At 49.9% G+C, this 25,824-nt stretch carries 17 protein-coding genes; 2 read left to right on the top strand and 15 right to left on the bottom strand.

All coding sequences use genetic code 11. The annotated features are described in order from the left end of the window. Nucleotides 1-33: 33 nt before the first annotated feature. The 14 genes from SATMO3_RS00775 to SATMO3_RS00710 all read right to left on the bottom strand — a co-directional run bounded on the left by SATMO3_RS00775 (nt 34) and on the right by SATMO3_RS00710 (nt 23,281). Entirely contained in the window at nt 34-1,731 is a 1,698-nt protein-coding gene (locus SATMO3_RS00775; protein WP_371376135.1) for a methyl-accepting chemotaxis protein, read from the bottom strand. Between the two features lie 77 nt (nt 1,732-1,808). Continuing rightward, complete coding sequence (locus tag SATMO3_RS00770; RefSeq protein WP_371376133.1) at nt 1,809-2,168, bottom strand: response regulator; 360 nt, start codon at nt 2,166-2,168, stop codon at nt 1,809-1,811. Nucleotides 2,169-2,384: 216 nt separating this feature from the next. Further along, on the bottom strand, nt 2,385-2,840 hold the full coding sequence (locus SATMO3_RS00765) for a chemotaxis protein CheW (RefSeq protein WP_371376130.1): 456 nt from the start codon (nt 2,838-2,840) through the stop codon (nt 2,385-2,387). Nucleotides 2,841-2,866: 26 nt separating this feature from the next. Further along, a complete protein-coding gene (locus SATMO3_RS00760) occupies nt 2,867-4,582 on the bottom strand; it encodes a methyl-accepting chemotaxis protein (RefSeq protein ID WP_371376127.1) in 1,716 nt (571 codons plus the stop codon). A 369-nt stretch (nt 4,583-4,951) separates the two neighbouring features. Next, nucleotides 4,952-6,430, bottom strand: coding sequence for a sigma-54-dependent transcriptional regulator (locus SATMO3_RS00755; RefSeq protein WP_371376125.1), 1,479 nt, complete (start codon nt 6,428-6,430; stop codon nt 4,952-4,954). 3 nt (nt 6,431-6,433) lie between these two features. Further along, the gene (locus SATMO3_RS00750; protein ID WP_371376122.1) at nt 6,434-7,603 is read right to left on the bottom strand and encodes a sensor histidine kinase; all 1,170 of its coding nucleotides are present in this window, start codon (nt 7,601-7,603) and stop codon (nt 6,434-6,436) included. Continuing rightward, the gene (locus tag SATMO3_RS00745; protein ID WP_371376119.1) at nt 7,603-9,990 is read right to left on the bottom strand and encodes a response regulator; all 2,388 of its coding nucleotides are present in this window, start codon (nt 9,988-9,990) and stop codon (nt 7,603-7,605) included. The genes SATMO3_RS00750 and SATMO3_RS00745 overlap by 1 nt, the downstream gene beginning before the upstream one ends. Nucleotides 9,991-10,177: 187 nt before the next feature. Further along, nucleotides 10,178-13,684 carry a bifunctional glycogen debranching protein GlgX/4-alpha-glucanotransferase gene (locus SATMO3_RS00740; protein WP_371376117.1) on the bottom strand — a complete coding sequence of 1,169 codons (3,507 nt, stop codon included), beginning with the start codon at nt 13,682-13,684 and terminating at the stop codon, nt 10,178-10,180. An 18-nt stretch (nt 13,685-13,702) separates the two neighbouring features. After that, the gene (locus SATMO3_RS00735) at nt 13,703-16,144 is read right to left on the bottom strand and encodes a glycogen/starch/alpha-glucan phosphorylase (protein WP_371376114.1); all 2,442 of its coding nucleotides are present in this window, start codon (nt 16,142-16,144) and stop codon (nt 13,703-13,705) included. 72 nt (nt 16,145-16,216) lie between these two features. Then, the gene (gene glgA / locus SATMO3_RS00730; protein ID WP_371376111.1) at nt 16,217-17,653 is read right to left on the bottom strand and encodes a glycogen synthase GlgA; all 1,437 of its coding nucleotides are present in this window, start codon (nt 17,651-17,653) and stop codon (nt 16,217-16,219) included. A 1-nt stretch (nt 17,654) separates the two neighbouring features. Beyond that, the gene (gene glgD / locus SATMO3_RS00725) at nt 17,655-18,776 is read right to left on the bottom strand and encodes a glucose-1-phosphate adenylyltransferase subunit GlgD (RefSeq protein WP_371376108.1); all 1,122 of its coding nucleotides are present in this window, start codon (nt 18,774-18,776) and stop codon (nt 17,655-17,657) included. A gap of 42 nt (nt 18,777-18,818) precedes the next feature. Then, complete coding sequence (locus tag SATMO3_RS00720) at nt 18,819-20,021, bottom strand: glucose-1-phosphate adenylyltransferase (protein ID WP_371376105.1); 1,203 nt, start codon at nt 20,019-20,021, stop codon at nt 18,819-18,821. Continuing rightward, the gene (glgB, locus tag SATMO3_RS00715; protein ID WP_371376102.1) at nt 20,011-21,990 is read right to left on the bottom strand and encodes a 1,4-alpha-glucan branching protein GlgB; all 1,980 of its coding nucleotides are present in this window, start codon (nt 21,988-21,990) and stop codon (nt 20,011-20,013) included. Before glgB ends, SATMO3_RS00720 begins: the two co-directional genes overlap by 11 nt. 127 nt (nt 21,991-22,117) lie before the next feature. Then, entirely contained in the window at nt 22,118-23,281 is a 1,164-nt protein-coding gene (locus SATMO3_RS00710; RefSeq protein WP_371376099.1) for a glucose-1-phosphate adenylyltransferase, read from the bottom strand. A gap of 142 nt (nt 23,282-23,423) precedes the next feature. Between SATMO3_RS00710 and SATMO3_RS00705 the strand changes: the two genes are divergently transcribed. After that, complete coding sequence (locus tag SATMO3_RS00705) at nt 23,424-23,813, top strand: hypothetical protein (protein WP_371376096.1); 390 nt, start codon at nt 23,424-23,426, stop codon at nt 23,811-23,813. On the opposite strand, the gene SATMO3_RS00700 is transcribed toward SATMO3_RS00705, so the two are convergent. Next, a complete protein-coding gene (locus tag SATMO3_RS00700; protein ID WP_371376093.1) occupies nt 23,814-24,530 on the bottom strand; it encodes a polysaccharide deacetylase family protein in 717 nt (238 codons plus the stop codon). A gap of 55 nt (nt 24,531-24,585) precedes the next feature. On the opposite strand from SATMO3_RS00700, the gene SATMO3_RS00695 reads away from it, so the two are divergent. Continuing rightward, nucleotides 24,586-25,815, top strand: coding sequence for a D-alanyl-D-alanine carboxypeptidase family protein (locus SATMO3_RS00695; protein WP_371376090.1), 1,230 nt, complete (start codon nt 24,586-24,588; stop codon nt 25,813-25,815). The last annotated feature ends 9 nt before the right edge of the window (nt 25,816-25,824 follow it).

The raw sequence follows: 25,824 nt of genomic DNA, 5'->3' as shown, positions 1-25,824 counted from the left end.
ACAACAAAAAATAAGCGGGCCAGCCGCTTATTTCTACTTAACCCTGAATTGAGCCACTATACCGTTTAGCTCAGTCGCCCTCTTGGCCAGTTCGTCGGCACTGGCATTAATTTCCTGCATGCTGGCATTTTGTTCCTCGGCAGACGCCGCTACGGTCTCGGTACTTGCTGTTGTCTCTTCGGCGACGGCACTTATGCTCTGCACGCCGGCGACAATGGTTTGCATGCCTTTGGCTGTTTCATCAACTGACAATGCGATTTGCTCGATACCAGCCTTAACATGACCCAGCTTGGCAATAATAGCCTGATAGCCCCGCTGCGCTTCGCTGGTTACCGTCTTTCCGGCCGCCACTTCTTTGTTCGCAGCATCCACACTCTGGACTGCCAAGCTTATGTCTGCCGTCATTTTTTCGATAATTTCCCCGATGTGATTGGTGGCTGCCGCACTTTGTTCGGCCAGTTTCCGCACTTCATCGGCCACTACGGCAAACCCCCGCCCGGCTTCACCCGCCCGGGCCGCCTCAATGGCTGCATTTAGAGCCAGCAGATTGGTTTGTCCGGCAATATTTCTAATAACAGTTACAATTTCCTGAATATCGGCAGAGCCTTTGACCAGTGAAGCCGCTATCCGCGTAATACCGGACATTGTAGTTTCGATAGTCCCGTTTTGCTCGACAACCTTTTGGATCAGGCTGACGCCATTATTGGCGTCAGCCACCGCATTAAACGTATTCCGGTTAACTTCAGCCGCATTGGCGCTCATTGTTTCCGTCCCGGCCGAGACTTGTTCAACTACAGCTGAAATATCATTGATATGATTGGTATTTTGCACAGATCCGGTTGCAATTTCATTTATTGTTCCGGCTATCGCCTCTGTCCCCCGCAATTGCTCTTCCACTGTGGCCGTTAGCTCCTCGCTGGACGCCGCCAGCGTATCGGCATTATTTTTTATCTGATAAACCATGGCAACTAACGCTTTTTTCATAGCTGCCAAATCGACAGTAATGTCACCGATTTCATCATTTCTTGCCGGTTTAAGTTCCGCGGTGGATAGATCCAGATTGCTGATAGCCGCCAGCTCGGCCTGAACGTTCTTAATCCTTTTTACGGTATTCAGGCTGTACCAGGCCGCCATCGCAATAGCCGCAATACTTGCCACCACACTGAGAGTCAAAAACAGGATTACGTCCCGGGAAACGTCTGCAAGCAAAGACGACGTCTTGGCTTTTAAGGTTTTGTCCTGAGCTTCCACCGTTTTATCAAACTGCTGGTCAATTTGCCCGGCAAGCGTCGCACCCTGAGTCAGCATACCGCCAAGACCGGTATCATTGGTCCGTTTGGCTACAATCAGCTTCTCAAGTAATACGATGTACTCGTCCAGCATTTTTTCCAGTTTTTCAGCTTCCGGCCTGGTTTCTGCCGCTTTAGTGGTAACTGTAAAGTCTTTGATAGCCTCATAGCTTTTTGCCACGTCCGCCTTGGCCATTTTTTCAAATTTATTGTCAGAATCATTCACATATGCCCGGGCACTGGCTAAGCTGCTGCTAAAATCATTTTGCGCTGTTTTAATGACCATCGTACGCACCACAGTATGATTGAACAACTGACCAAACTCCTGGGCAGTTTTGTGGTAATTATAAACAAGTGTTCCAATCGCCGACATCAGCAGTAAAATAGCTATCCCAAACATAGCACCCAGCTGCATCACTATCGGAATTCTTTTCCTAGTCATAATATACCCGCTCCCCTATGTATAGTTTGCTACGTAATACCAATACCTGTTACTTACAGCGTTTTGCACAAATTCGGTTAATTATTATCCTTTATGCTTGTTTCGAATTCTTTTAACTGCTGAAAAAAATCCTCACCCAATGGCTTTTGCAGAAATATATAAGGCTGGCCTTCGGGCTTGTCTGTGAAATTGGCGCACCCCGAAATAATAATAGCCCTGAGCGCCGGACTCTTAGCGCGAATTTTCCTCAATACCTCGAAGCCGTTTAAACCGGGCATTTGATAGTCAATAACAGCGACATCGTATCTCTCGGGCAAATATTTCGCTACCGCTTCCACAGGACACAAGTAATCATCACAGCAATACCCCATCATTTCAATCGCAAATTTCATGCCTAACAAAGAACCCTCGTCATCATCAATTAATAATACATTCATAATCTACTCCTATATCTTATTTAGAAGCATTACCTGCGTATAGTGCAATAAGTGTGCCAAAAATTAAGCACCGTAAGAAAACACGATTCCCCGGGAATATAGCATTCCCCGGGGAATCAAAATTTTCAAAAACTGCATACCAATGCAAATTTTGTTGTTATTATTTTGCATTGTCAGCACCAAATGAAGCCTAGCGTCTTGACTACTAGCAGAACATCAACAGGCGCGCTTACCCGCATCTCGCAGCGCCGACATTTCCGCTTGGTTAAACAGTATATCCAAATCCAAGATGATCAGCAGTCTTTTGTCCACCTTGCCTATGGCGCTGATATACTCCTTGGACTGTGCTATTCCGTTAGCTGCTTCGATTGCATTTGCCTCCAGCCGTATTACTTCGGTAACAGCATCTACCACAAGCCCCACTTCCTGGCCTGCCGCCTCTACAATAAGCACTTGCCTGTCAAGCTTTTTTTCAAACAGCAGCGCAAACTTACCAATCAAATCCACAACCGGAATTACCTTGCCGCGCAGATTTATAATTCCGGCCATATAGTTAGGTGCAGCCGGCAGCTTAGTAGCGCCGTTATAGCGGATAATTTCCTTGACCTGTGATATGGAAACGGCATATTCCTCTGCTGCCAGCTGAAAAATAACGAATTGTTCAGATGCCATGGATATTCTCCGTCCTTTCCCTATAACTAAACCCGGAAATGGCTGACTACTGTCTGGAGCTGCTGGGCCAGGCTGGCCAGACTCTGGCTGGATGAGGCGATTTCCTCCATAGTTGCCGATTGTTCCTCTGTGGCCGCCGACACCGTCTGGGCTTGGCCAACGGCTTTTTTACTATGCCCGTCAATTTCTTTGACCGATTCCACGATTTGCTGACTGCCGCCGGCCATTTGCTGGATAGCCGCCGAAATTTCCTTGACCTGTTCTGATACGCGCAATACCAGTTCGGTAATTTCCTTAAAGGCGAGGCCGGCCGTTGTCACAACTTCGGTCCCTACTTTAACCTCGCGGGTCCCTTCATCCATGGCTACAACCGCCTTGTTTGTATCTCCCTGAATTTCACCAATCAGCGTAGAGATTTGCTTGGCCGCATCTTGCGATTGCTCTGCCAGCTTACGAACTTCCTCGGCGACAACGGCGAAGCCTCTCCCTTGCTCACCCGCTCTGGCAGCCTCAATAGCGGCATTAAGAGCCAGCAGGTTTGTCTGCCCGGCGATACCGGATATAGTATCGACAATCTGGCCGATTTCTTTGGATCTCTCGCCCAATTTTGAAACAACCTGCGCTGAATTGCTGACTGTCTGCTCAATCTGCGCCATTTGGCCGACGGCCTGCTCCACAGATTTATCGCCTGCTTTCGCCCGGTCAGCGGCTTGCGCTGAATTGCCGGCTACCTGGCTGGCACTGGCGGCAATTTGCTGGATGCCGGCTGACATTTGCTCAACCACGGCGGAAGTTTCGTCCACTGCCTTTAACTGCTCTTCTGCGCCTTTGGCCACATCACTAATGGATTGAGCTACCTGCGTTACGGCCTGAGCCGACTGTTCAGCGCCAGCAGTCAATTCTTCCGAGGAGGCCGCTACCTGCTCGGCCGATTCATTAACCTGTTTCAGAACAGTCCGGAGACTGTTTCGCATACTGACCAAAGCCTCGGCTAGCTGACCGATTTCATCTTTTCGCAGCAGTTGGTGAGATTTATCGCGAAAATCCCCGGCAGCAAGTTCTTCACAAATGGTTACCATCATTTGCAAGGGCCTTGTTATCAGTCTGCCAATAAACAAACCGCTTAGGCCTAATAACAAAAAGGCTGTGACGATAACCCCTATTGAGATGTTTGTGGCCTTTGCGGTTGTCGCCTGATTTTCAGCATTCATCTGTCCGGATAATTTGGTATAATACTCGGCAAGATTGCGTAAATCCACAACATACTCGGTCGTTAACGGGCTGACAACATTAACATAGAGCTCATAGGCTTCCGCATTTTTGTTTTGCATGGACAATTCGAGGACCTGACTTCTGGCGGTACTGTTCTTTTGCCTTGATGCCTGTAATTTTTTCAATAAATCGCTCGCTTTTGCATCCAGCGGCAATTTTTCAACTGCGGACAGGTTATCTGCGATTATTTTTGAATTTTCATCCATTCGTTTTTTCAATTCTTGGTTTTTCTTAACATCGGTGGCCAGCATCAATTCCAGTACCGCCCCGTTAACGGCCCGGACACATGCCACAGTCTCGCCGAGAAGCTGAACCGGCACCAGCCGTTCATCATACATAGTATTCATATCCGTACTGGCCTGCCGGAGATAGTAATATCCCGTCCAGCCTACGGTACCTAACGACAGGAAGGCAACAAGAATTAATATACCCAATTTTTGGCTTACTTTCATATCAGCAAAAAAGTTCATGTCATCTTCTCCTTTTATCGATCGTTCACTAGCTGCGTTGATCCTTCCTGAGACAGTTACTCCACATTAAGAATCCCTGCTCTTTCTGCTTTTAAGCTGTACCTGCCGCCTGCATCAATCGCCACCCCCTTGTATTGTGAAGCACGCCGTTAAACCAGTTATAAAAGCAAAAAGCGTGCCACACCAGGCACGCTTTCCCGAATAATATTTTTATACTATAGCTATCGCCTGTCTTTTCAGTACATGTTTAAAGTAGTCCAATAAAAAACCACTGTTTCGGGGAAGCACTAAACTTGCAGATTTGTACAAATTTGTACAAATTCATACAAAAAACTGCAGTAGTACTGCAGTTTTTGCATGAAGGTACCTTCACAGCGGTTTTCTTTTTTCTTTAAAACGCTTTTTTTGCAGGCGGTAAAACAAGGCCCGCAGAGAAATTCCCAGATAACCGGCGGCGGCGGCATGGTCGCCGTCATGAGCAGCCAAAACCTCGTCCACAATATCATCACAAAAACTCTTTAGAGAATATCCGCCGGCGGGAAAAGGCAGAATCATATGCCGCTTTGCTGGCGGCTGCCCGTCCGTCCGGCTCCGGTTCTCGACCCGCAGCAGTTTGCTAAGGTGGGACGCCTGCAATTCCTCCGCATCATAAGCAAAAACCACATATTCGAGAACATTCTTTAATTCTCTTATATTTCCCGGCCACAGATATTCTGCCAGCAAACCGGCAGCAGCCGGAGAGATCCGTTGGAACCGCTTCTTTTTTTGCCGGGCGTTGTCAAGCAGAAAAGCCGTAGCCAACGCCACTATCTCTTCTTTTCGCTCCCGTAAAGGCGGAACGACGATTTGGCCAACTTTCAGGCGATAGTAGAGATCCCTGCGGAAGGTACCCTTTTCAACTTGTTCTTCAAGAGATAAATTAGTGGCGCAAATAATCCGGATGTCGGTGGCAATCTTTTTTAAGCCGCCCACCCGATAAAACTCTTTTTCCTGGAGTACCCGCAGCAGTTTGGCCTGTAAGTTGAGCGGAATTTCAGTGATTTCATCAAGAAATAACGTACCGGTCTGCGCTATGTCAAATTTCCCTTTTGCGCCTCTGACCTGACTGCCGGTAAACGCACCGGGTTCATAACCAAACATTTCGCTTTCAAACAGCGAGGGGGTCAAAGCTCCGCAATTAAGGTCCACAAAAGGCCTGCTTTCCAATTGGCCTGTTGTCGTTCCGTAATGAATGGCTTTGGCGATGATCTCCTTCCCGACGCCGGTTTCTCCTTGTATAAGCACCGGCATAGACCGGTCGGTATGAAATTTTTGTGCCTGCGCCATCAGGCCGCGGGTAATTTCCCCGAAAACCCCCACTTTACCGATGCTGGATTCTGCCAGAACCTTTTTCATCAGGGAAAGCTCGCGCCTGGTTTCTTCCGTTGCCGCACAGACTTCATCCTGAAACCGGTCAGTAAGCTTTTTGTTCTCTCTGAGCAGAGCCTGATGCTCGGCCACCCGTTCAATTGTCACTGCCAGTTCCTGCGCATCAACCGGCTTTTGCAGATAATCATACGCTCCGGCCCGCAAAGCGGCAACGGCAGATTCCATATCCGCATAGCCGGTAAAAAGAATAATATCTGTCCGCCAGCCATCCGGCAGTTGTTTGATAGCTTTTGCCAGATCAATGCCTGACATGCCCGGCATATGGATATCGGACAGCACCATTGGATAATCCGCTCTGTCAAATTGAGACAGCGCTTCAGCCCCACTGGCGCATTCGGTCACCTCGCAGTGACGGTCCTGTAAAAACCATTTTACAACAGCCCGGCTGTCCCGGTCATCGTCTACTAATAATACCCGCATGTTTTACGCCTCCTTGCCTACGGGAAAAATAACCCTGAATACAGTCCGGCTCTCAGCACCGGAAACCAGCTCAATCCGGCCTTTATAAGAAGATATGATATTATTGGCAATCGCAAGACCCAGGCCCAGATTATCAGCGCTATTTTGGGCAGAAACAAAGGGCTCAAAGATTCTTGTCCTAAGCTCAGATGCAATTCCCGGGCCATTGTCCATGACTTCCAGTATGATATCCCTGTTCATATATGTCTTTACAGTAATGCTCCTATCAGATGGTTCCAGCGTACCCAGGGCGTGCATGCTGTTAATCAGCAGGTTAATCAAGACAGTCTCCAAGCCAGTGGTTGTCGCCCATATGTCCGCCAAATCTTTTTGCAGGCTAAGCGTAATACGAATACCATGACTGTTTAGTTGCTTGCCCACTATTCTCAGAACGTTGCCAATAACGGCATTCAGGTTTAAGGAGTGCAAATGCTTGCGGTCATTGCGGATAAAAGCGCGCAGATGCTCAATGCTGTCTTTGATCCGGTCTGCCTGACGCGATATTTCCTTCATATTATCAACATATTCACTAATATCCCGTTTTCTCCCCTCAGCATGCGACAGCACCAGATTACTGGAAATTAGTTTGATGGCATTCAGCGGTTGATTAATCTCGTGTGCAATGCCTGCGGACATAACACCGACTATGCTTATTTTTTCCGCCCTGGCTACCTTCTCCTGAGCCTGAGCAAGCTCACAGGCCTTTTTCTCAATCATTACTTCCAGGTAGCGCTGATAAAGATTGAGCTTAATATGGGTCTCCACCCGCGCTTCCACCTCGGCGCAATGAAAAGGCTTGGTGATATAATCCACGCCGCCGGCGGCGAATGAACGCAATTTCCCCTGCGTGTTGTTCAGAGCGCTGATAAATATAACCGGTATGGATCGCCAGGTTTCATGCTCTTTTAACCGCCGGCAGACCTCGTACCCGTCCATATCCGGCATGGAAATGTCAAGCAGGATTAAATCCGGCTGAGTACGCGCGACAAACTGCAGCGCCAAGCGGCCGCTGGGCGCAATCCTGATCTGATAACCACGGGCCTTGAGCATGGTTGCAAGCACTTCCAGATTAGCCGGAGTATCATCCACAATCAAGATCGTGGCTTCATATTGGTTCTGCAGAAAAGTTTGCATCAAAATTCTCCTCCTGATAATAAGTCTATGAGTTGCTCAAACTGATATTGTTGAGTCATTTGCTTAAGCTCGTCCGCTAAGTTAGGTTCATAAAGCCTCACCTGCTCGGCCAGCGCAAGCATTCCATAATAATCGCCTTCTAACACTGCATTTCGCAAACTACGAACAAGCCCGGACGGCAATGTACTCAACCGTTCCGGCTTCAGAGTGAAGTTTCTTTGTATGTCCTGTGGGCCAAGCTCATCCGCCGGAATGGTCTCATACTCATATTCCACATGGAGAATATCGCCAATTTTTTCGAGCAGCTCGGCTTCCTCGAAAGGCTTGCATAAAAACGCATCAGCACCCGCATCAATAACCCTTTGCCGTTCTTCTTCAAACGCACATGCTGTAACAGCAATTATCGGCACTTGCCCGATTTCGCTACTGGCCCTGATCCGGTGAATAGCCTCAAACCCATCCATCACCGGCATTTTCATGTCCATAAGTATTATATCCGGCCGCCAGGCCGACGCGGTTGCAAGGGCTTCCCGCCCATTGACAGCCTGCCGGGTCTCAAAGCCTAATGTTTCAAGCCAGACGGTTAAAAGCGATCGGTTTAATTCGGCATCATCCACAATCATGGCCCGGTGGACAACCGGACCGCGCACCCCCTTAACCCGGCGCGTTTCTTTTTTGGCCGGCAAGGCTCTTGCATCTGTTTTTTGCGCCAGAATGTGAAACTTAAAAATACTCCCTTTCCCCTCCTGACTGCTGACAGTAATATCCCCCCGCATCATTCTGACAATCTCCTGACTAATGGCCAAACCTAAGCCGGTACCGCTGCCGGCCGCCAACCCGGCCTGTGCCTGCTCAAAGATTTGGAACAGACGTTTCATATCCCGGGGACTAATCCCGCACCCGGTATCTTCAATAACGAATTCCAGCCGAAGGTCGTCACCGGCCAGGCAAAAAACGCGCGTCCGCAGGGTAATTGTGCCTTCCTTGGTGAATTTTACAGCATTCCCCAGTAGATTGATCAAAACTTGCCGCAGTTTTCTTTCATCAAGTATAGCCATATAAGGCAAGTCATCCGGTATATCAGCGATTAACTCCAAACCTTTGGCCTTGGCCCGCAGACTAAATATTTGCTTGATATCCTGGACCAACATTCGCAAGTCTGCCGAAGCAAGCCGCAGCGTAAGCCTTCCTGCTTCGATTTTTGACATTTCCAGAATATCGTTAATTAGGTCAAGCAGGTGCAGACCGGCAAAGACAATACTGTCCAAGTATTGCCTTTGCTGTAAACACAGCTGGGTCTCCCGCTGCATTAATTGCGCAAAACCCAGGATGGCGTTCATCGGCGTTCGGATTTCGTGTGACATATTGGCAATAAAAACGCTCTTTGCCCTGGTAGCGGCATCAGCCGCCTCTTTAGCCTGCTTCAATTCCTCATTGATTGACAGCACCTCTGCATTCATCGCTGTCAATTCTTCATTAAAACAGGTTAACTCATTTGTCCGTTCTTCAACTTTTATTTCCAGCAGTTCATTTGCCTCCTTCAACGCCTGCTCCGCGCGCTTGTGTTCGGTAATATCATGGCTGTATACAGCCACTGCCGCCTCCTTACCATCTATATAGACAGGATTGAGGGTGCATTCAAAAAATTTATCACTTTTATATGCCGAATATTCCATTACGAATGGCCCGTCCGCCAAAGCCCTTTGATACATTCGCTCCCAAAAATGAAACAATTCCGGCGGCATTACGGCCCGCAATCTTTTCCCGTCGTCAAGCTCTACATCATAATGGGTAATATGATGATCCTTCAGCGCCTGATTACAAAATATCAAGTTAAAATTCTTATCAACGGCCCAGATAAAATCCCGGGTACTGTCAAAGATGGCTTTCATATTTGCGGCCAGCAATCGGGTTTCCCGCTTGCTGCTTGCCAATGCCTGTTCTGCGCTTTTGCGCGCAGTGACATTAGAAAAGCTGATGACAGAAACAAGTTCACTCCGCATTGAAAAATTAGCGGCTTTTATTTCTGCGTAAAATTCAAGTCCGCTTCTATGTATACACTTTATCTCTGCAGCAAGGGGTATGTTCTTTCCCTGAGTACCCTCTAGTACATATCGCGAAACTTGCTCACGATATTCAGGCGCAACAAATTCCCCTACCGGCATACCAATAAGCGGAACTGCTGTCTCATAACCAAACAATGCTAAAAATGCCGGATTAACATAGCTAATCCTTTCTTGTTGGTGTAACATAATGGCGTCACTGATGAAATCCATGATTTTTCTGCAGCTTGATTCACGGTTATTAAAAAACCTGGTTACGGTCTCTCGCGATTTGTACTTAAGAAAAAGACTCCTGTTAGATCTTCTGCCCGCTCGCTTTTCCACACTGTTTCCTCCTTCCATGTACACGCCCTGCCCGAAGGACGGTTGGCTTACATATTATTGCAATTACTGTGCCAAAATCGTAAGATTCCCTAAGAACGCAGATTACCTGGAAACGAATCGTTTCCAGGTAATCTGCATTTTTCGAAACTTGCATACTGATGCAAGTTTTGTCGGTATTTCTTTTATCTTATTCTCCGGTCTTTATCCGCCCACCCAGCCTTACCCAGCCAGCCAAACGTCCGGCTGCTTCAGCCGTAATCAAGCCGGGCGCCAACCGCCAGCGCCAGTTACCGCCCACCGTACCGGGGGTATTCATCCGGGCATTGCTGTCCAGCATAAATACATCCTGCAGCGGCACAATCACTGTGTTGGCCTGGCTCATATACACTAAACGGATCAGCAATTCACACACACCCTGATCACTTTCGTCGCTGCTCAATGCCAGCTTCCGCAAATGGTTAAGTATACGGCTCTGTAATTGCGGATCCTTTGCCGGCAGTTTTTGCCACCAGCCCAGCAGGGTGTCATTATCGTGCGTACCGGTATAGGCGATGGTATTAGTTCCTGTATTCTGCGGAAAATCCGGTGCTGCTCCCTGACCAAAGCTGAACTGCAAAACCTTCATGCCCGGATAGCCCAGTTTGTGTTTCAGCCTGTTAACACCGTCGGTAATGACACCCAGATCTTCCGCTACCAACGGCAGTTTACCCAGATACTTTTCCAGCACGGCAAAAAAGCCGGCGCCCGGTCCGGACACCCACCGGCCATTGACGGCCGTTTCATCGGCGGCAGGGATTTCCCAGTAAGCTTCAAACCCGCGGAAATGGTCAATCCGGATCAGGTCCGCCTGTGTCAGCAGTACAGCCAGACGCCTTCGCCACCAGCGGTAGTCATCCCGGGCCATAGCCTCCCAGTTATACAGCGGATTACCCCATAACTGCCCGTTGGCGCTAAAATAATCGGGCGGCACACCGGCCACTTTAGTCGGATTACCTGCCATATCCAGGGTAAATAAAGCGGAATTGGACCATACATCGGCACTGTCATGGGCAACGAACAGCGGCAAATCCCCGAACAAAAGAATACCCTGGTTATTGGCGTATTCCTTTAGCTCCTGCAATTGTTCCCAGAAGGCAAACTGCAAAAAAGCCTGATAGGCAATCTCTTGCTGCAGCGCATGCCGGTAATACCCCAGAGCAGCCGGATCCCGCAGCCTGACAGCCTGATCCCAATCATTCCAGGGCAAACCCCGGAAATGATCCTTCAGGGCTATAAACAGGGTATAATCGTCCAACCAGTTGGCAGTCTGTTCCACAAACCGGTTATACCGCCCGTCATTGCTTAAGCGCTGGAAGCGTTCAAAAGCCAGACGAAAAATCTGCTCCTTCCAGATCTTAACCTTGGGAAAATCAATATAGGCCGGCTCATGCTCCGCAAAGGGGTGTGTAGTCAAATCCTGCGGCTTCAGCCAGCCGGCCGCAACTAATTTTTCGGGCGAAATTAATAGCGGGTTGCCGGCAAAGGCTGACAGGCATTGGTAGGGGGAGTCGCCATAGCCTGCCGGGTTAAGAGGCAGGAACTGCCAGATTCTTTGATTCCCGGCAACCAGGAAGTCAACAAACCGGTAGGCCTCCGGCCCCAGATCGCCAATGCCGAACGGCGCCGGCAGGGAACTCGGATGAAGGAGAATACCGCTTGAGCGAGGCTGCTCTAAAGCCGGTCCTTCCAACGAGGTCATCAGAATACGCCCGGTTAGCGGCGGCAAGGATAATTCCAACGGTCCCCCGTCCGGGAGTACCAATTTTTCTCCTGACAACGCATCTATGACATAAGCCTGACCGGCAAACCAGCCGGCAGGGTCAATACTCACACCGGCATGCCGGTCCCGGCTGCGGTTAAGGATAATAAGCGCCGTGTTGTCGGCTGCCAAATCGCCGAATACATCCTGCCCTCCCCGGATGCGCCGCACATAACCGTAGACATCACCGGCCGCAGCAAAGAGCAGCCACTCGCCGGTCCGCAGGACAGTGTAACCGCGCCTGAGACCGACCAGCTTTTTGTACCAGGCCAGAAGCTCCTCATCTTCCCGGCCCCAGGGGTAGGTTCGGCGGTTTAAAGGATCGCTGAAGCCTTCCAGTCCGGCTTCATCCCCGTAGTAAATACACGGTGCTCCCGGGAAAGTCAGCTGCCACAAGATGACAAGTTTTAGCCTGGCCAGCCCCAGTTGCCGCTGTTCGGGCGTAAGCCGGTGTTTAAATGCATTTAATTTGCTCTGGGTGTCCTCAGGCGGCGCTTCAGCCAGCAAAGTAAGAATGCGCGGTACGTCATGGCTGCCGATGATGTTCAAATTCGCATAAAAGTTTTCTATGGGATAATTCTCATACAGGCTGAACAAATCGCGGTGTACGGCTTCGGCGTCCCGCCAGCCAAGCATAAAATCCAAAATAAGCTTCCGGAAAGGATAATTCATAACAGAATCCAGTTCCGCGCCGTCGAAATATTGCCGGAGACTGCCGTAAGCCACCTTATGGGATGCGTCTTCCCATACCTCGCCGATCAGGACCGCGTCCGGATCTATTTCTTTTAGCGTTCTATAGAACTTTTTCAGGAAAGACTCCGGCAACTCGTCAGCCACATCCAGCCGCCAGCCCTTGACACCAAGCTTAAGCCACTGACGGAGGATGCTGTCAGGCCCGTCAATGATAAATCGCTGATAGGACGGATCTTCCTCATTGACATTGGGTAAATTGTCAATTCCCCACCAGCTTTCGTATTCGTCCGGATACTCGGTAAACTTATACCAGGAATAGTAGGGAGAATCCTTGGACTGCCAGGCGCCGGCCGCAGCATAGGTTCCCGCCTGATTGAAATAAATACTGTCACTGCCGGTATGACTGAATACACCATCCAAAATGATGGCAATGCCCCGTTCGCGCGCCCGGGCGCACAACTCGGCAAACAAGGCGTTGTCCCCGAACATCGGATCAATGGTTCGGTAATCAGCCGTATCATATTTGTGATTCGAGGGAGAAGCAAATACCGGATTAAAATAGATGGCCGTAATCCCTAAGTCCTCCAGATAAGGCAGTTTGGCAATCACTCCGGCCAGATTGCCGCCAAAGAAATCATACGCCAAAATGGCGCCTGTATCCATGGCCCGGGTATATACCGGCGTATCCTGCCAGTCGGCATGAAGCAGGCTGCCGGACCGGGGCTTTAGGATTTGGCCGTCAGGCAGGCCGTTATAAAATCTGTCGACAAAGATCTGATACACAACAGCATGCTTAAACCAGCGGGGAGTAACAGTTCCCGGCAGGTAGGTGCTAATCTGATACGACGGCGGCGGGTAGTCGGTAATCTGGCCCACGCCGCCGGTTGCCGCCGCATTATTGCCGTAATAATACATCAGTCCGTTCCGCCTGACGATAAAATAGTACCAAATAACGCCGGGCGACGCCGGTGCGGTAATAACAGCCTCATAGTACCGGCAGCCATAGGCTTCCCTGACAAACGGCATATCGAGGACGGTTTCCCCCACCCCTTCCCGCCATAAGCGGAGCAGTACCGCCTCAGCCCATGGCGCTTCACTTGTTAGCGATATTGCCAGCCTTATCTTGCTATGACAAGCAACAGCCCCAAAGGGGCTGCGAAAGTCTGCATCATGAGAGTCATGCAGAATCCAGCGCTGATTCATGACCAGCCACCTCCGGTATTAAGCTTCCCGGATTACTACCGGTTTAACCCGCCAAATGCCGATAGCATATTCCGAAACCGTACGGTCACTGGCAAACCGGCCGGAAAATGCAATATTATTAACGGCCATAGCCTGCCAGCGTGGCTGCTCGCGATACAAAGCGTTTATCTTTTCCTGCGCCGCCGCATAGGGTATAAAGTCTTTTAAGACAAAATATTCATCATTGGTACGGAGCAGCGAATGATGAATACTGTCAAATTCATCCGGACTGGCTGGCAAAAAACCGCTTACTATCTGGTCAACCACCGTCTTGATGCGGGAATTGCCGTGATATTCGTCAAGTACATTATAACCGCCGTATTTGTAGTAGTTTAATACTTCATCGGCCGTCAAACCGAAGATCACAATATTCTCGCCGCCGACCTCCTGGCTGATCTCAATATTGGCGCCGTCTAATGTACCGACGGTAACAGCGCCGTTCATCATAAACTTCATGTTGCCTGTACCGGACGCCTCCCTGCTGGCGGTGGATATTTGCTCACTGACATCAGCCGCCGGGATAATGAGTTCAGCCAGCGAAACACTGTAATTTTCCAGAAAAACCACTTTTATTTTACCGCCAATAGCCGGATCATTATTAATAACCTGCGCCAGTGTATTAATGAATTTAATGATCCGCTTGGCCAGATAATAGCCGGTAGCTGCTTTCCCGGCAAAAATAAAAGTCCGCGGTTCAATATCGAGACCCGGATTTTCCTTAATGCGGTTATATAAATCCAGGATATGCAGCGCATTTAACGTCTGCCGCTTATAGGCGTGAATGCGTTTGACTTGCACGTCAAAAATGGAGTTAATATCCACGGTTAAGCACATTTTATCCTTGATATATCTGGCCAGCCGTTCTTTATTAGCCTGCTTAACCGCTCTAATACTGGCCTGAAACGCCGGGTCATGCGCGTAGCGGTGCAAATTCGACAGCTCACCGGGGTGAGCCAGCCAGCCTTCACCAATGCTCTCACTAATCAGGGCCGCAAGCTCCGGATTGGCTTTGGCGAGCCAGCGCCGGTGAGTAACGCCATTGGTTTTATTATTAAAACGGTGCGGGTAAAACTGGTGGAAGCTGGCCAGCACTTCAGTTTTGAGAATGTTGCTGTGTACTTCGGCCACGCCGTTGACACTGTGACTGCCGACAACAGCCAGATGAGCCATATGCACGTACCCGTCGCTGATGATGGCCATGTCCCGGATTCGCTCCCAATCCCCGGGGTACTTTTCCCAAAGAGCCGCGCAAAACCGCTCGTTAATCTCACGGATGATCATATACATCCGCGGCAGGAGGGTCTCTACCAGCTCGACAGGCCACTTTTCCAGCGCTTCCGGCAAAATGGTATGGTTGGTATAGGAAATGGTCTGCCAAGTGGCCGTCCAGGCCTCATCCCAGCCTAGTCCCTCTTCATCCATCAGGATACGCATCAGTTCAGACACAGCCAGCGCAGGATGGGTATCATTAATATGAATGGCAATTTTTTTATGAATTTTAGCCAAATCGGCCGGTTTACTCCCGTGGGTTCGCTTATACCGCCGGACAATACTTTGCAGCCCTGCAGAAACAAAAAAGTACTGTTGTTTAAGCCGGAGTGTCCTGCCTTCCGGATAATTATCGTCAGGATACAGAATCTGGGAGGTAGCCTCCAGTGAATATTTTTTCTCTACGGCTTTTAAAAAATCGCCTTTACTGAATGAAGAAAAATCAAAATAATTATTTTCGGCGCTCCATAGCCGCAAAGTATTTACCGAGTTGCAGTTAGCGCCGACAATCGGCACATCATAGGGTACGGCCAGTACCGGCTCGTAATTTTCATGAATGGCGGCAAGACGGCCTGCTTGCTCCTCCAGCCGGACAGAACCGCCAAATTTTACGGTAACCGCCCTGTCGGCCTTGCGGGTCTCCCATACATAACCGTCCCGCAACCAGTTGTCAGGCAGTTCGATTTGATAGCCATCAATAATTTTTTGTTCAAACATGCCGTGGCGGTAGCGAATGCCGGTGCCATGCCCGGGTAGTTGCAGTGAGGCCATGGAATCCAGAAAACAGGCCGCCAGGCGTCCAAGACCGCCGTTGCCCAGGCCGGCGTCATGCTCCACAGCCTCCATGTCGGCCAAATCAATACCAAGCTCATTCAAGCCCTGCTGACAAACTTTAGTCAGATCAAGATTGAATAAATTGCTGCCCAGCAAACGGCCCAGCAAAAACTCCATCGAAAAGTAATATACCTGTTTCTCCTTGCTTACACGATACTGCCTGTTAGTCTCATACCAGCGCTTGCTGATCGTTTCGCGCAGCAGGGTGCTAAGGGCGGTGTACTTATCGTTGATAGATGATTCATCAAGACTTTGCCCGAACAGGGTCTGCAGTTTTTCAATAAACGCCTGTTTGAATTCCTCTTTGGAAATAAACATGGCAGCCACCCTCCCCTACTAAACATTTTATTTGGCGGGGAATCCCCCGCCGGCATATATATATGCACCGGACTAACCGGCGGTCAGACTCTCATACAGCCGGCGATACTCGGCGGCGGAAGACTGCCAGCTATAGTCGCCCCGCATAGCTGTTTTGACTAATTTCGCCCACTGGGTCCGATCCTTGTATAATTCTGTTGCAGCTTTGACTGCATTCAGCATCTCATGCGCATTGTAATTAAAAAAAGAAAAGCCATTGCCGGTACCGGTTGCGGGATTAAACGCCGTAACGGTATCTTTCAGACCGCCAACTTCCCTGACAACCGGAATACTGCCATACCGGAGGGCAATAAGCTGCCCGATGCCGCAGGGTTCAAAGCGGGACGGCATCAAAAACAGGTCTGAGCCGGCGTAAATCTTATGGGCCAATTCATCGGAAAACATAATATTGGCCGATACCTTTTGCGGGTGACGTTCGGCAGCCTCACGAAACAGGTGCTCAAACCGCTCCTCGCCTGTTCCCAGCACTACCAGCTGCACTTCGCTCGCCAGCAAATCCTCCATAACATGGGCGATCAAATCTAACCCCTTGGAGCTTACCAGCCGGGAAACAATCCCAATGAGCGGTTTATCCGTTCCCGCCGGCAATCCCAGTTCGGCCTGCAGTCTGAGCTTATTTGACAGCCGTTTGGTAGTTCCGCGCCAGGTATAGTTAGTGTAAATGGCCGGGTCACTTGCCGGATTATACAGATCATAGTCAATTCCGTTTACAATACCGTGGATATCCGCCTGGCGCCTGGTCAGAAAACCGTCCAGCCGCTCACCGCAATAAGGCTGCTGAATCTCACGGGCGTAGGACCTGCTGACTGTCGTGAGAACGTCACTAAAAGCCAGACCGCTTTTTAAAAAGTTAACCTGACCGTAAAATTCCAGGCCGTCAGCGGTAAAAACACCGCCCGGCAGCCCTAGCAGATCGCCCAGAATTTCGCGGGGAAAAATTCCCTGATACATCAAGTTATGAATGGTAAATACAGTTTTAACAGCCGAATAATCTTCCCTGGCAAGATACTGCTCTTTAAGCATGGCCGCCAGCGGTCCTGTCTGCCAGTCATGACAGTGGATAATATCCGGAATAAAATCAAGCTCGGGCAAAGCCTCAAGGACACTCCGGCAAAAATAGGCGAACCGCTCGGCCTCATCATAGTGGCCGTACAAACCGTCGCGCTTAAAGTAGTATTCATTATCGACAAAGTACCAGGTAATTCCCTGGTACTCAAGTTCATAAACACCACAGTACTGACGCCGCCAGCCGATCGAAACGGTAAGTTCAGCTCGTTTGATCATCTGTCCGGTATACTCCGCGGAAATGGCACTGTACATAGGCATGATTACCCGCACATTGACAGCCTGCTGCTGTAACGCCTTAGGCAAAGAACCGATTACATCGCCCAGACCGCCTGTTTTGGCAAAAGGTGCCGCTTCGGAGGCTACAAAAAGTACTTTTAGCATGTCAAATCACAGTTCCCTTCTCAATGACAAATGGGTGATTCCACTCGCCCTTAAGTTTTTTGCCGGCAGAAATTTTAACGTCTTTGTCACAAATAACATTTTCCACAACGGCTCCTGGTCCGATTTCGCCCTTTTGCATAATGATGCTGTTAATGACTCTGGCATCCTTATGCACTCTCACGCCCCGGAACAGGATACTGTTCTCGACTTTTCCCGCAACCACCGAGCCGTTGGCGACAAGGGAACACTGCACATTGGCATCCTGCTGATATTTAGCCGGAGCTTCGTCCTTAACCTTTGTGTAGATGGAGCCATTGGCAAAAAAGAGCTCCTGCCATATATCCGGATTTAGCAGTTCCATACTGTGATCAAAATAGCTCTGGACAGAACCGATGCGGGCCAGGTAGCCGGTGAAGGGGAAGCCGTAGATTCTGAGATTTGCCAGATTTTTTATAAAGCAATCCCTGGCTACATTTGTTCCGCCTCTCGACATGCTGGCATCCACTAATTCAATCAACAGCTGCCGGTTAATAAAATACATTTCCAGCGACAGCTTGTTGCTATGGGCATTAACAGGCCATATCTCCATATCCACAACCAGCCCGTCGTCAGCCGTTGACAGCATGGTAGCCTGAGTGAAAGACTTGGCGTCCGCCGGGCTATATTCCTTATAAAGAACTGTTATATCGGCATTCTTCTCCAGATGGAACTGGTAGGCAGGCGAAAAATCAATATTGCAGACTGTTCGGCTGCCTGCCAGCAGGACATCGCGCTGCCGGCTGCTGCGGATATAGTCGAGATTGTTGAAAAAATCGGCTAAATCATTAGGAAAGGCGCCCTGCACGTTTCCGGTCTGCAAGGAAGGCAACATGAACAGGCCATCCCGCTTACGGGCTAAATCCCACTCTTTGCCTGAGCGGATATGATCCATAAGCGAGCGGGAATTGCCTGCCGTTACTATACCCACATTGGTTACGCCGGAATTGATAAAATTTGACAAAATAAAGTCAATCAGGCGATACCGGCCGGCGAAGGGAATAGCAGCCAGCGGCCGGTGTCTGGTCATCTCCCGCAGCATGTCAAAGCTTTCATGCAGATTAATAATACCCATTATATTCTTCAAAAAAAATGCCTCCCTTTTTACAGCACTGCTTGGCACCGGGAGTTAAGGACGGGCAAGCAGGGAATTGCGCTTAATCCTGGTTTCGCTGGTAATGGTGAGGTTGTCGCCAATTAAGGTTATGCCGGAAAACCACCGGCTGCTCTCAGGCTCGCTCATATCTTCCATACCGACCTGTGCGCCACCTTCCACAACTGATTTACGGCCAATGATGGCTCTGTTAATAACCGCGTTGGCGCCAATGGAAGTATACGGCATAATAATAGAATCTTTGACCCTGGCCCCTTCGCCGATACGAACACCGGGGAATAGCACCGACCTTTCCACCTCGCCAAAAACCTGACAGCCTTCGGTAATCAGCGAGCAGGAAATCCGGGCAGTATCGGCGATAAACTGCGGCGGCTGCGTGGGATTGACTGAATAAATTCGCCAGGAGGAATCATACAGATCCAGCGCCGGCTCATCGCTTAAGAGGTCCATATTGGCTTCCCAGTAGCTTTCCACTGTGCCAACATCTTTCCAGTAGCCGCCAAAGCGGTAGGCAAATAAGCGTTCACCGGCGGCAAGCATTCGCGGAATAACATTTTTGCCGAAATCATGACTGGAACTATTATCGACAGAATCAGCTGCCAGATAAGCCCGCAGCGCCGGCCAGCTGAATACATATATTCCCATGGAAGCCAGGTTATTCTTTGGTCTTTTTGGTTTTTCCTCAAATTCAGCAACACGGTCTTCTTCGGCTGTATTCATTATGCCAAAGCGATCGGCCTCAGCCCACGGCACCTCAATAACAGCAATGGTAACATCCGCCTGACGGCTTTTATGATAATCAAGCATGGACGAGTAATCCATTTTGTAGATATGGTCGCCGGACAGAACCAATACATATTGGGGATTAAACATTTCAATAAAATTGAAGTTCTGGAAAATAGCGTCCGCCGTGCCTTTATACCATTCACCGCCTTTTTCGCGGATATAAGGCGGCAGAACATAGACGCCGCCGCTTCGCCGGTCAAGATCCCAGGCACTGCCGATACCGATATAGGAATGAAGGGCCAGCGGCTGATATTGCGTTAGCACACCGACAGTATCAATGCCGGAGTTGTAACAATTGCTCAAGGGAAAATCGATAATCCTGTATTTACCGCCGAACGGCACAGCCGGCTTAGCCAGCTTTTTGGTAAGTGCTCCCAGGCGTGTTCCCTGACCGCCGGCCAAAATCATCGCCACGCACTCTTTATTTGGCAAGATGCTCCACTCTCCCTTTCGTATTCCGCTTTAGCCTGCTGCCAAACTTACGACTGCAATGCGGAGGCTGTTTAGCCCGGGTTACGCCGACAGGTTTTAAATATACAGCTGCCAGGGGCGGCAGAGTTATTACCAGTGAATTAGCCTGATTATGCCAAGGAGTGGCTTCCGGTTTAAGCTCGCCGGGATTGGTCTGGCCTGATCCGCCATAACGCTGGCTGTCGCTGTTTAATATCTCAAGATAGTACTGGGCTGCCGGTACACCGATCCGGTACGCCTGCCTGACAACCGGCGTAAAGTTTAGTACGGCAATTATAAAATCGCCTTCATTCTGTCCCTGCCGTTTGAATACAATAACACTTTGCGGACTGTCCTGACAGTCTATCCAGGAAAAACCCCGCCAGTCCCGGTCATTCTGCCACAAGGCCGGACTCTTCAAATAAAAATGATTAATATCCCGGACATAATTATGCAGTTTATGATGCATTTCGTAATCAAGCAAATGCCAATCCAGACTGTCCTGATACTTCCACTCGATAAACTGGCCAAATTCCCCGCCCATAAACAGCAGTTTCTTACCGGGATGGGCCATCATATATGCATAGAAGCAGCGAAGATTAGCGAATTTCTGCCAGTAATCCCCCGGCATTTTGTCTAAAAGCGACCGCTTGCCATGGACCACTTCGTCATGGGACAAAGGCAGGACAAAGTTCTCGGAAAACGCATACATAAAAGAGAACGTAACCAGTTGGTGGTGAAACTGGCGGTGGACAGGATCCAATTCCATATACCGGAGCATGTCATTCATCCAGCCCATATTCCATTTAAAATTGAACCCCAGCCCCCCTGCATGGGTAGGATGGGTAACCAGCGGCCAGGCAGTGGAATCCTCGGCAATCATTAAGGCCTGCGGATAGGCTGCAAAAACAGCTTCATTGAGGCGTTTCAGAAATTGAACCCCCTCAATATTCTCGGTGCCGCCCTGGCAATTTGCTTCCCAGTCTCCGTCCTCACGCCCGTAGTTGCGGTATAGCATATTGGCTACTGCATCAATCCTGAGTCCGTCGATATGGTACACATCCAACCAGAAGAGTGCATTGGAAATTAGAAAACTAATCACTTCCGGCCGGCCTAAATCAAAATTCAGTGTACCCCAGCCGCGGTTTTCGCTCCGGCGGGAGTCGTTATATTCGTATAAGGTTGTACCATCAAAACGGGCCAGGCCATGCGCATCTCTGCAAAAATGGCCGGGCACCCAATCCAAAATAACACCAATTCCTTTTTGATGGCAGCAATCTACCAAGTACATAAAGTCTTCCGGCCGCCCATACCGGCTGGTTACCGCGTAATACCCCGTTGCCTGGTAACCCCAGGAGCCGTCGAAGGGATGCTCAGCTACCGGCAGCAATTCGATATGGGTATAACCCATAAAAGCGGCATAGTCTGCCAGTTGTTCGGCAATTTCACGGTAAGAGAGTGATTGCCTGTCATCGCTCCGCTTCCATGAGCCTAAATCAACTTCATAAATATTCAGCGGCCGGTCATAAGCTGTCCGCCTGTTGTTCCGCCAAGCCTGATCCTGCCACTGGTAGCCGGCCAGACCGGCTACTTTTGAGGCTGTATTTGGCCGCAGTTCAGCGGCAAACGCATAAGGATCGGCCTTATGCAAAACTTCCCCCCAGGAGGTTATAATTTCGTACTTATATAAAGCACCGGCTGCTACTCCGGGAATAAATAATGCCCAAACGCCGCAGGTGCTTGCTTTCGTCATGACATGGCCGCTGCCATCCCAGTCATTAAAATCGCCGATAATCCGGACAGCCGCCGCATGCGGCGCCCAGACGGCAAACCAAACCCCGGGAATGCTGCCTTCTGTTTCCAGATGCGCCCCCAGTTTGCTATAGCTGCGGACGCTGCAGCCCTCATGAAATAAATAATTGTCGTAATCGGTAAGCCAAACTGATACCATTCGTTTCGACCATCCTTATACAATGTAAATTTTTGGAATGCAACTATCTTCGCTGCTTCTATAGAAAATTCCTGTTTAACGATAAACGTTCTTATATTAAATATTGTTAAATTGGTATAGCCGACGGTTACCCGGCGAGCGAGACTTGGACCAGGCTATTGACCGCAGCGGCATTCCGCTGTCCGGGTACGAAAATGACCCCTTCTTCCTTACCGGCCACAGCAGCCGTACTGAGCACCGTCCCGGGTATTACAATAGCTTGTTGAATACTGATACCGCCCTCAACCCGCACCTGGTGCAAAATAACACTGTCCTTAACCTTGGCCCCGGCCCCGATATAGACTCCGGGGAAAATGACGGAATTCTCCACTTCACCTAAGATAACGGCCCCGCCGGCAATCAGGGAGCCTCGCACTTTAGCGCCGCTACCGTGGTAGTGGGGCGGCAGACTCAACTGGGGCGAATAGATCGGCCATTCCGGATCACTAAGTGTCAGCCGCGGCGCCTCACACAGCAAATCCATGCTGGCTTCCCAGTAGGTTTCAATTGTCCCGGCGTCTTTCCAGTAACCATGAAATTGATACGTATAGAGCCGGCGCTTGTCTGCCAGCATAGCCGGTATTACGTCTTTACCGAAATCGTGGGCGGACTTGGGATTGGCGGCATCTTGCTCCAGGTATTGTTTTAGCACTTTCCAGGAGAAAATATACACGCCCATGGCGGCCTGGCCGCCGTGAGGATGCGGCGGTTTGTCCGCGATGCCGATTATGCGTCCATTTTCGGCAATTTCCATAATTGTATACTTACCTGTTTCTGTCCATGGCAGCTGGATTACACCGGCAGTTGCATCAGCCTGGCAAATGCTATGGTAATCAAGCATTTGCGCATAATCCAGCTTATAAATTTGGTCACCGTACAGGACTACTACGTATTCAGGCTCATACTGTTCGACAAATTCCCTGTTTTGATGCACGGCGTCGGCGGCTCCCTGATACCAGTGACCGCCGTCTTCCCGCACATAAGGCGGCAGGATATGTACGCCCCGTCCCGCCCGGTCAAGATCCCAGGCACTGCCTTTGCCTACGTAAGCATGCAGCATCATTGGCTGATACTGGGTCATGATACCGATAGTATCAATCCCTGAATTGCGGCAATTGCTTAACGTAAAGTCAATTAGCCGGTATTGACCGCCAAACGGCACAGCAGGCTTAGCCAGTTCTTTAGCCAACGCCCCCAGACGGGTTTCCTGCCCATCTGCGAGTACCAGCGCAAGCCATTTTTTGTTACCCATAACACTCCCCCTTCAGAAATATGCCATCCGACAGACAAATTAGCTTATGCGCGAAAAGAAGATTATAGAACAAGTTTTCATTTTTTTGGCACTCATTATATCTGACCGTTTTTTCGGACACAATAGGGGCGGAGGGATGCACATGAATGAAATAGTATGTATGAGCTGTCACAACTGTTTACAGCCCGATGTAACCGCCTGCCCTGGCTGCGACAGCGAGATTGTCCTTGATGGCGATGGCAAAAATGTAATCGACCGGCTGCAGCCCAACTGCCTGATTCACAGGTATGAAGGCTCCGATCTGTTAGAGCCGGCCGTGATTATCAAAGAGACCAAAGCCAATTGTAAAGTAGCCACAAAGCTTAAGGAATACGCCAAACCGTTAACAGTTCCCAAGGAAAAGGTGTACGCCTTCGATCAGAAAATACTGGGAGCCATTCAAGCACTCCGCAATGAGCGCACCGCCACCATGTACCGGTACGATCAGCTAATTGAGGCCCACTGGCAAAATCTAAAATCCTATATACCCTGATTAGCCGCGATTTTCCTCATAATATTGCATCAGCTCACTCATTGTCACAAACTGATAACCCCGACTGCGCAGTTGATCAATAATCAATGCTGCCGCTTGCGGTGTAGGCAACGGATATTGTCCGTCATGCATCAGTATAATACCGCCCGGTATTGCATTCTTAACAGCCGTCTCTACCACCTGGCCGGCAGGCGGCCGCCGCCAATCGCCGGTATCAATCGACCACAGAACCGTTGTATACCCGAGCTCGCGGGCCAGCTTTACAATGGCATCATTGTACGCTCCGTCCGGAGGGCGAAAAAAGGCGGGTTTGGGAGCCACCGGGCTGATGATAGTTTCAAAGCGGTCAAACTCCGCCGCCACTTCAGCCTGTGTCAGCTTATTTAAGCGTTTATGACTGTAAGCGTGCGAAGCAATTTCGTGGCCGTCGGCTACCGCCTGGGCCACGATATCCGGATGAGCCTCTGCATTAGCCCCCAGTATAAAGAAAGTTGCCTTCACCTGCTTTTCCCTGAGGACTGCCAGCAATTCGGGGGTTGTTTTATAGTGCGGTCCATCATCCACAGTAAGAGCAATGACCTTATGAGTGGTTGGTATTTTCCGTATAACCCGGTTAGCATCGTCTAGTACTGCGCTGGTCTCGTAGATCAGGCTCAATGCCAGCCCCAGGACCAATACTGTTATATTAAAAAAACTGCGGCGCAGCGAATTTTTCATATAACTCCCCCTCTATTGTGCTTCTACTGGATAGTACGCCAGCCGGGGGAAAACTATGACAGAAAGAAGCCTGCGTAAAGAAACATCTAAGCCAATTCAGGCCTATCAGAAAGCAAGGAGGTATTCCATGGTCCGCAGAACATTCCGGTTGGTGGCTTTAACAATGGTGCTCTTAGCGCTGGCCACCGCCACGGGTTATGCCGCACCGCCAATCATGTCCGCTCAGGGAGCCATACTGATGGATGCCAAGACCGGCCAGGTGCTGTATGACAGAAATATTCACAAAAAACTGGCACCGGCCAGTACGACCAAAATTATGACTGCTATCATCGCTATTGAAAGCGGCCGGCTGGACGAAATGACCCGGGTAAGCGCCCACGCCGCCTCAACAGGCGGGTCCTCACTTAATTTGTATCCTGGCCAAAGCATAACCCTGCGCGAGCTTGTTACCGGCCTTTTACTCCGGTCCGGCAACGACGCGGCTGTCGCCATTGCCGAACATCTGGCAGGATCGACAGACGCTTTTGTCGATATTATGAACCAAAAAGCCGCCAGTCTCGGCGCCGTGCATACTCATTTTCGCAATCCGCATGGTCTCAGCGCCCCTAACCATGTATCCACAGCCTTCGATCTGGCCTGGATAGCCCGCTATGCGTTAACCAATCCAACCTTTGCCCAGATTGTCAGTACCAAAGAAACTAACATCGAGTGGCTTGACCGGAAAGGCGGCAGCCAAGAACGGAATCTTCGCAATACCAATAAACTCTTATGGATGCTCGAAGACGCCGATGGCGTCAAAACAGGCACCACCAACGCCGCCGGTCCCTGTCTGGTATCCAGCGCTACCCGCAATAACCAAAAGCTGATTGCCGTTGTACTCCATGACCACTCGCGCTGGTATGACTCGATGCAGCTCTTAAAATACGGCTTTGATAACTACGATTTGTACGAATACATTGAGCAGGGCGCCGTACTGGCCGCGCTGCCTGTAGAAAATGGCATGACCGGTATTGTCGATGCCCTGGTTGCCGAGCCCGGGTCCCTGGTAGTAAATGCCGCCGATTATCCGTCTGTTGCCGTAGAAATTGATTTGCCGGAAAAAATAAAGGCCCCGGTATACCAGGGCCAAAAAATTGGTGAAATCATTTTTTATGTTCAGGATAAGGCTGTAAAAACAGTAGATTTAGTTGCCGGCAATGCCGTGGAGGAGAGTACCCTTAGCAAGATCCTCCTCACCCATTGGCTGGATACCATGCGGCGTCTGTCCGGCTGGGGGCTGCTGTAGCATTCTTAA

The organism is Sporomusa aerivorans, assembly GCF_041428895.1.
GTDB lineage: Bacteria > Bacillota > Negativicutes > Sporomusales > Sporomusaceae > Sporomusa > Sporomusa aerivorans.
The sequence above is the reverse complement of the archived record's forward strand: the minus strand, read 5'-3'. Positions and strand labels throughout refer to the sequence as shown.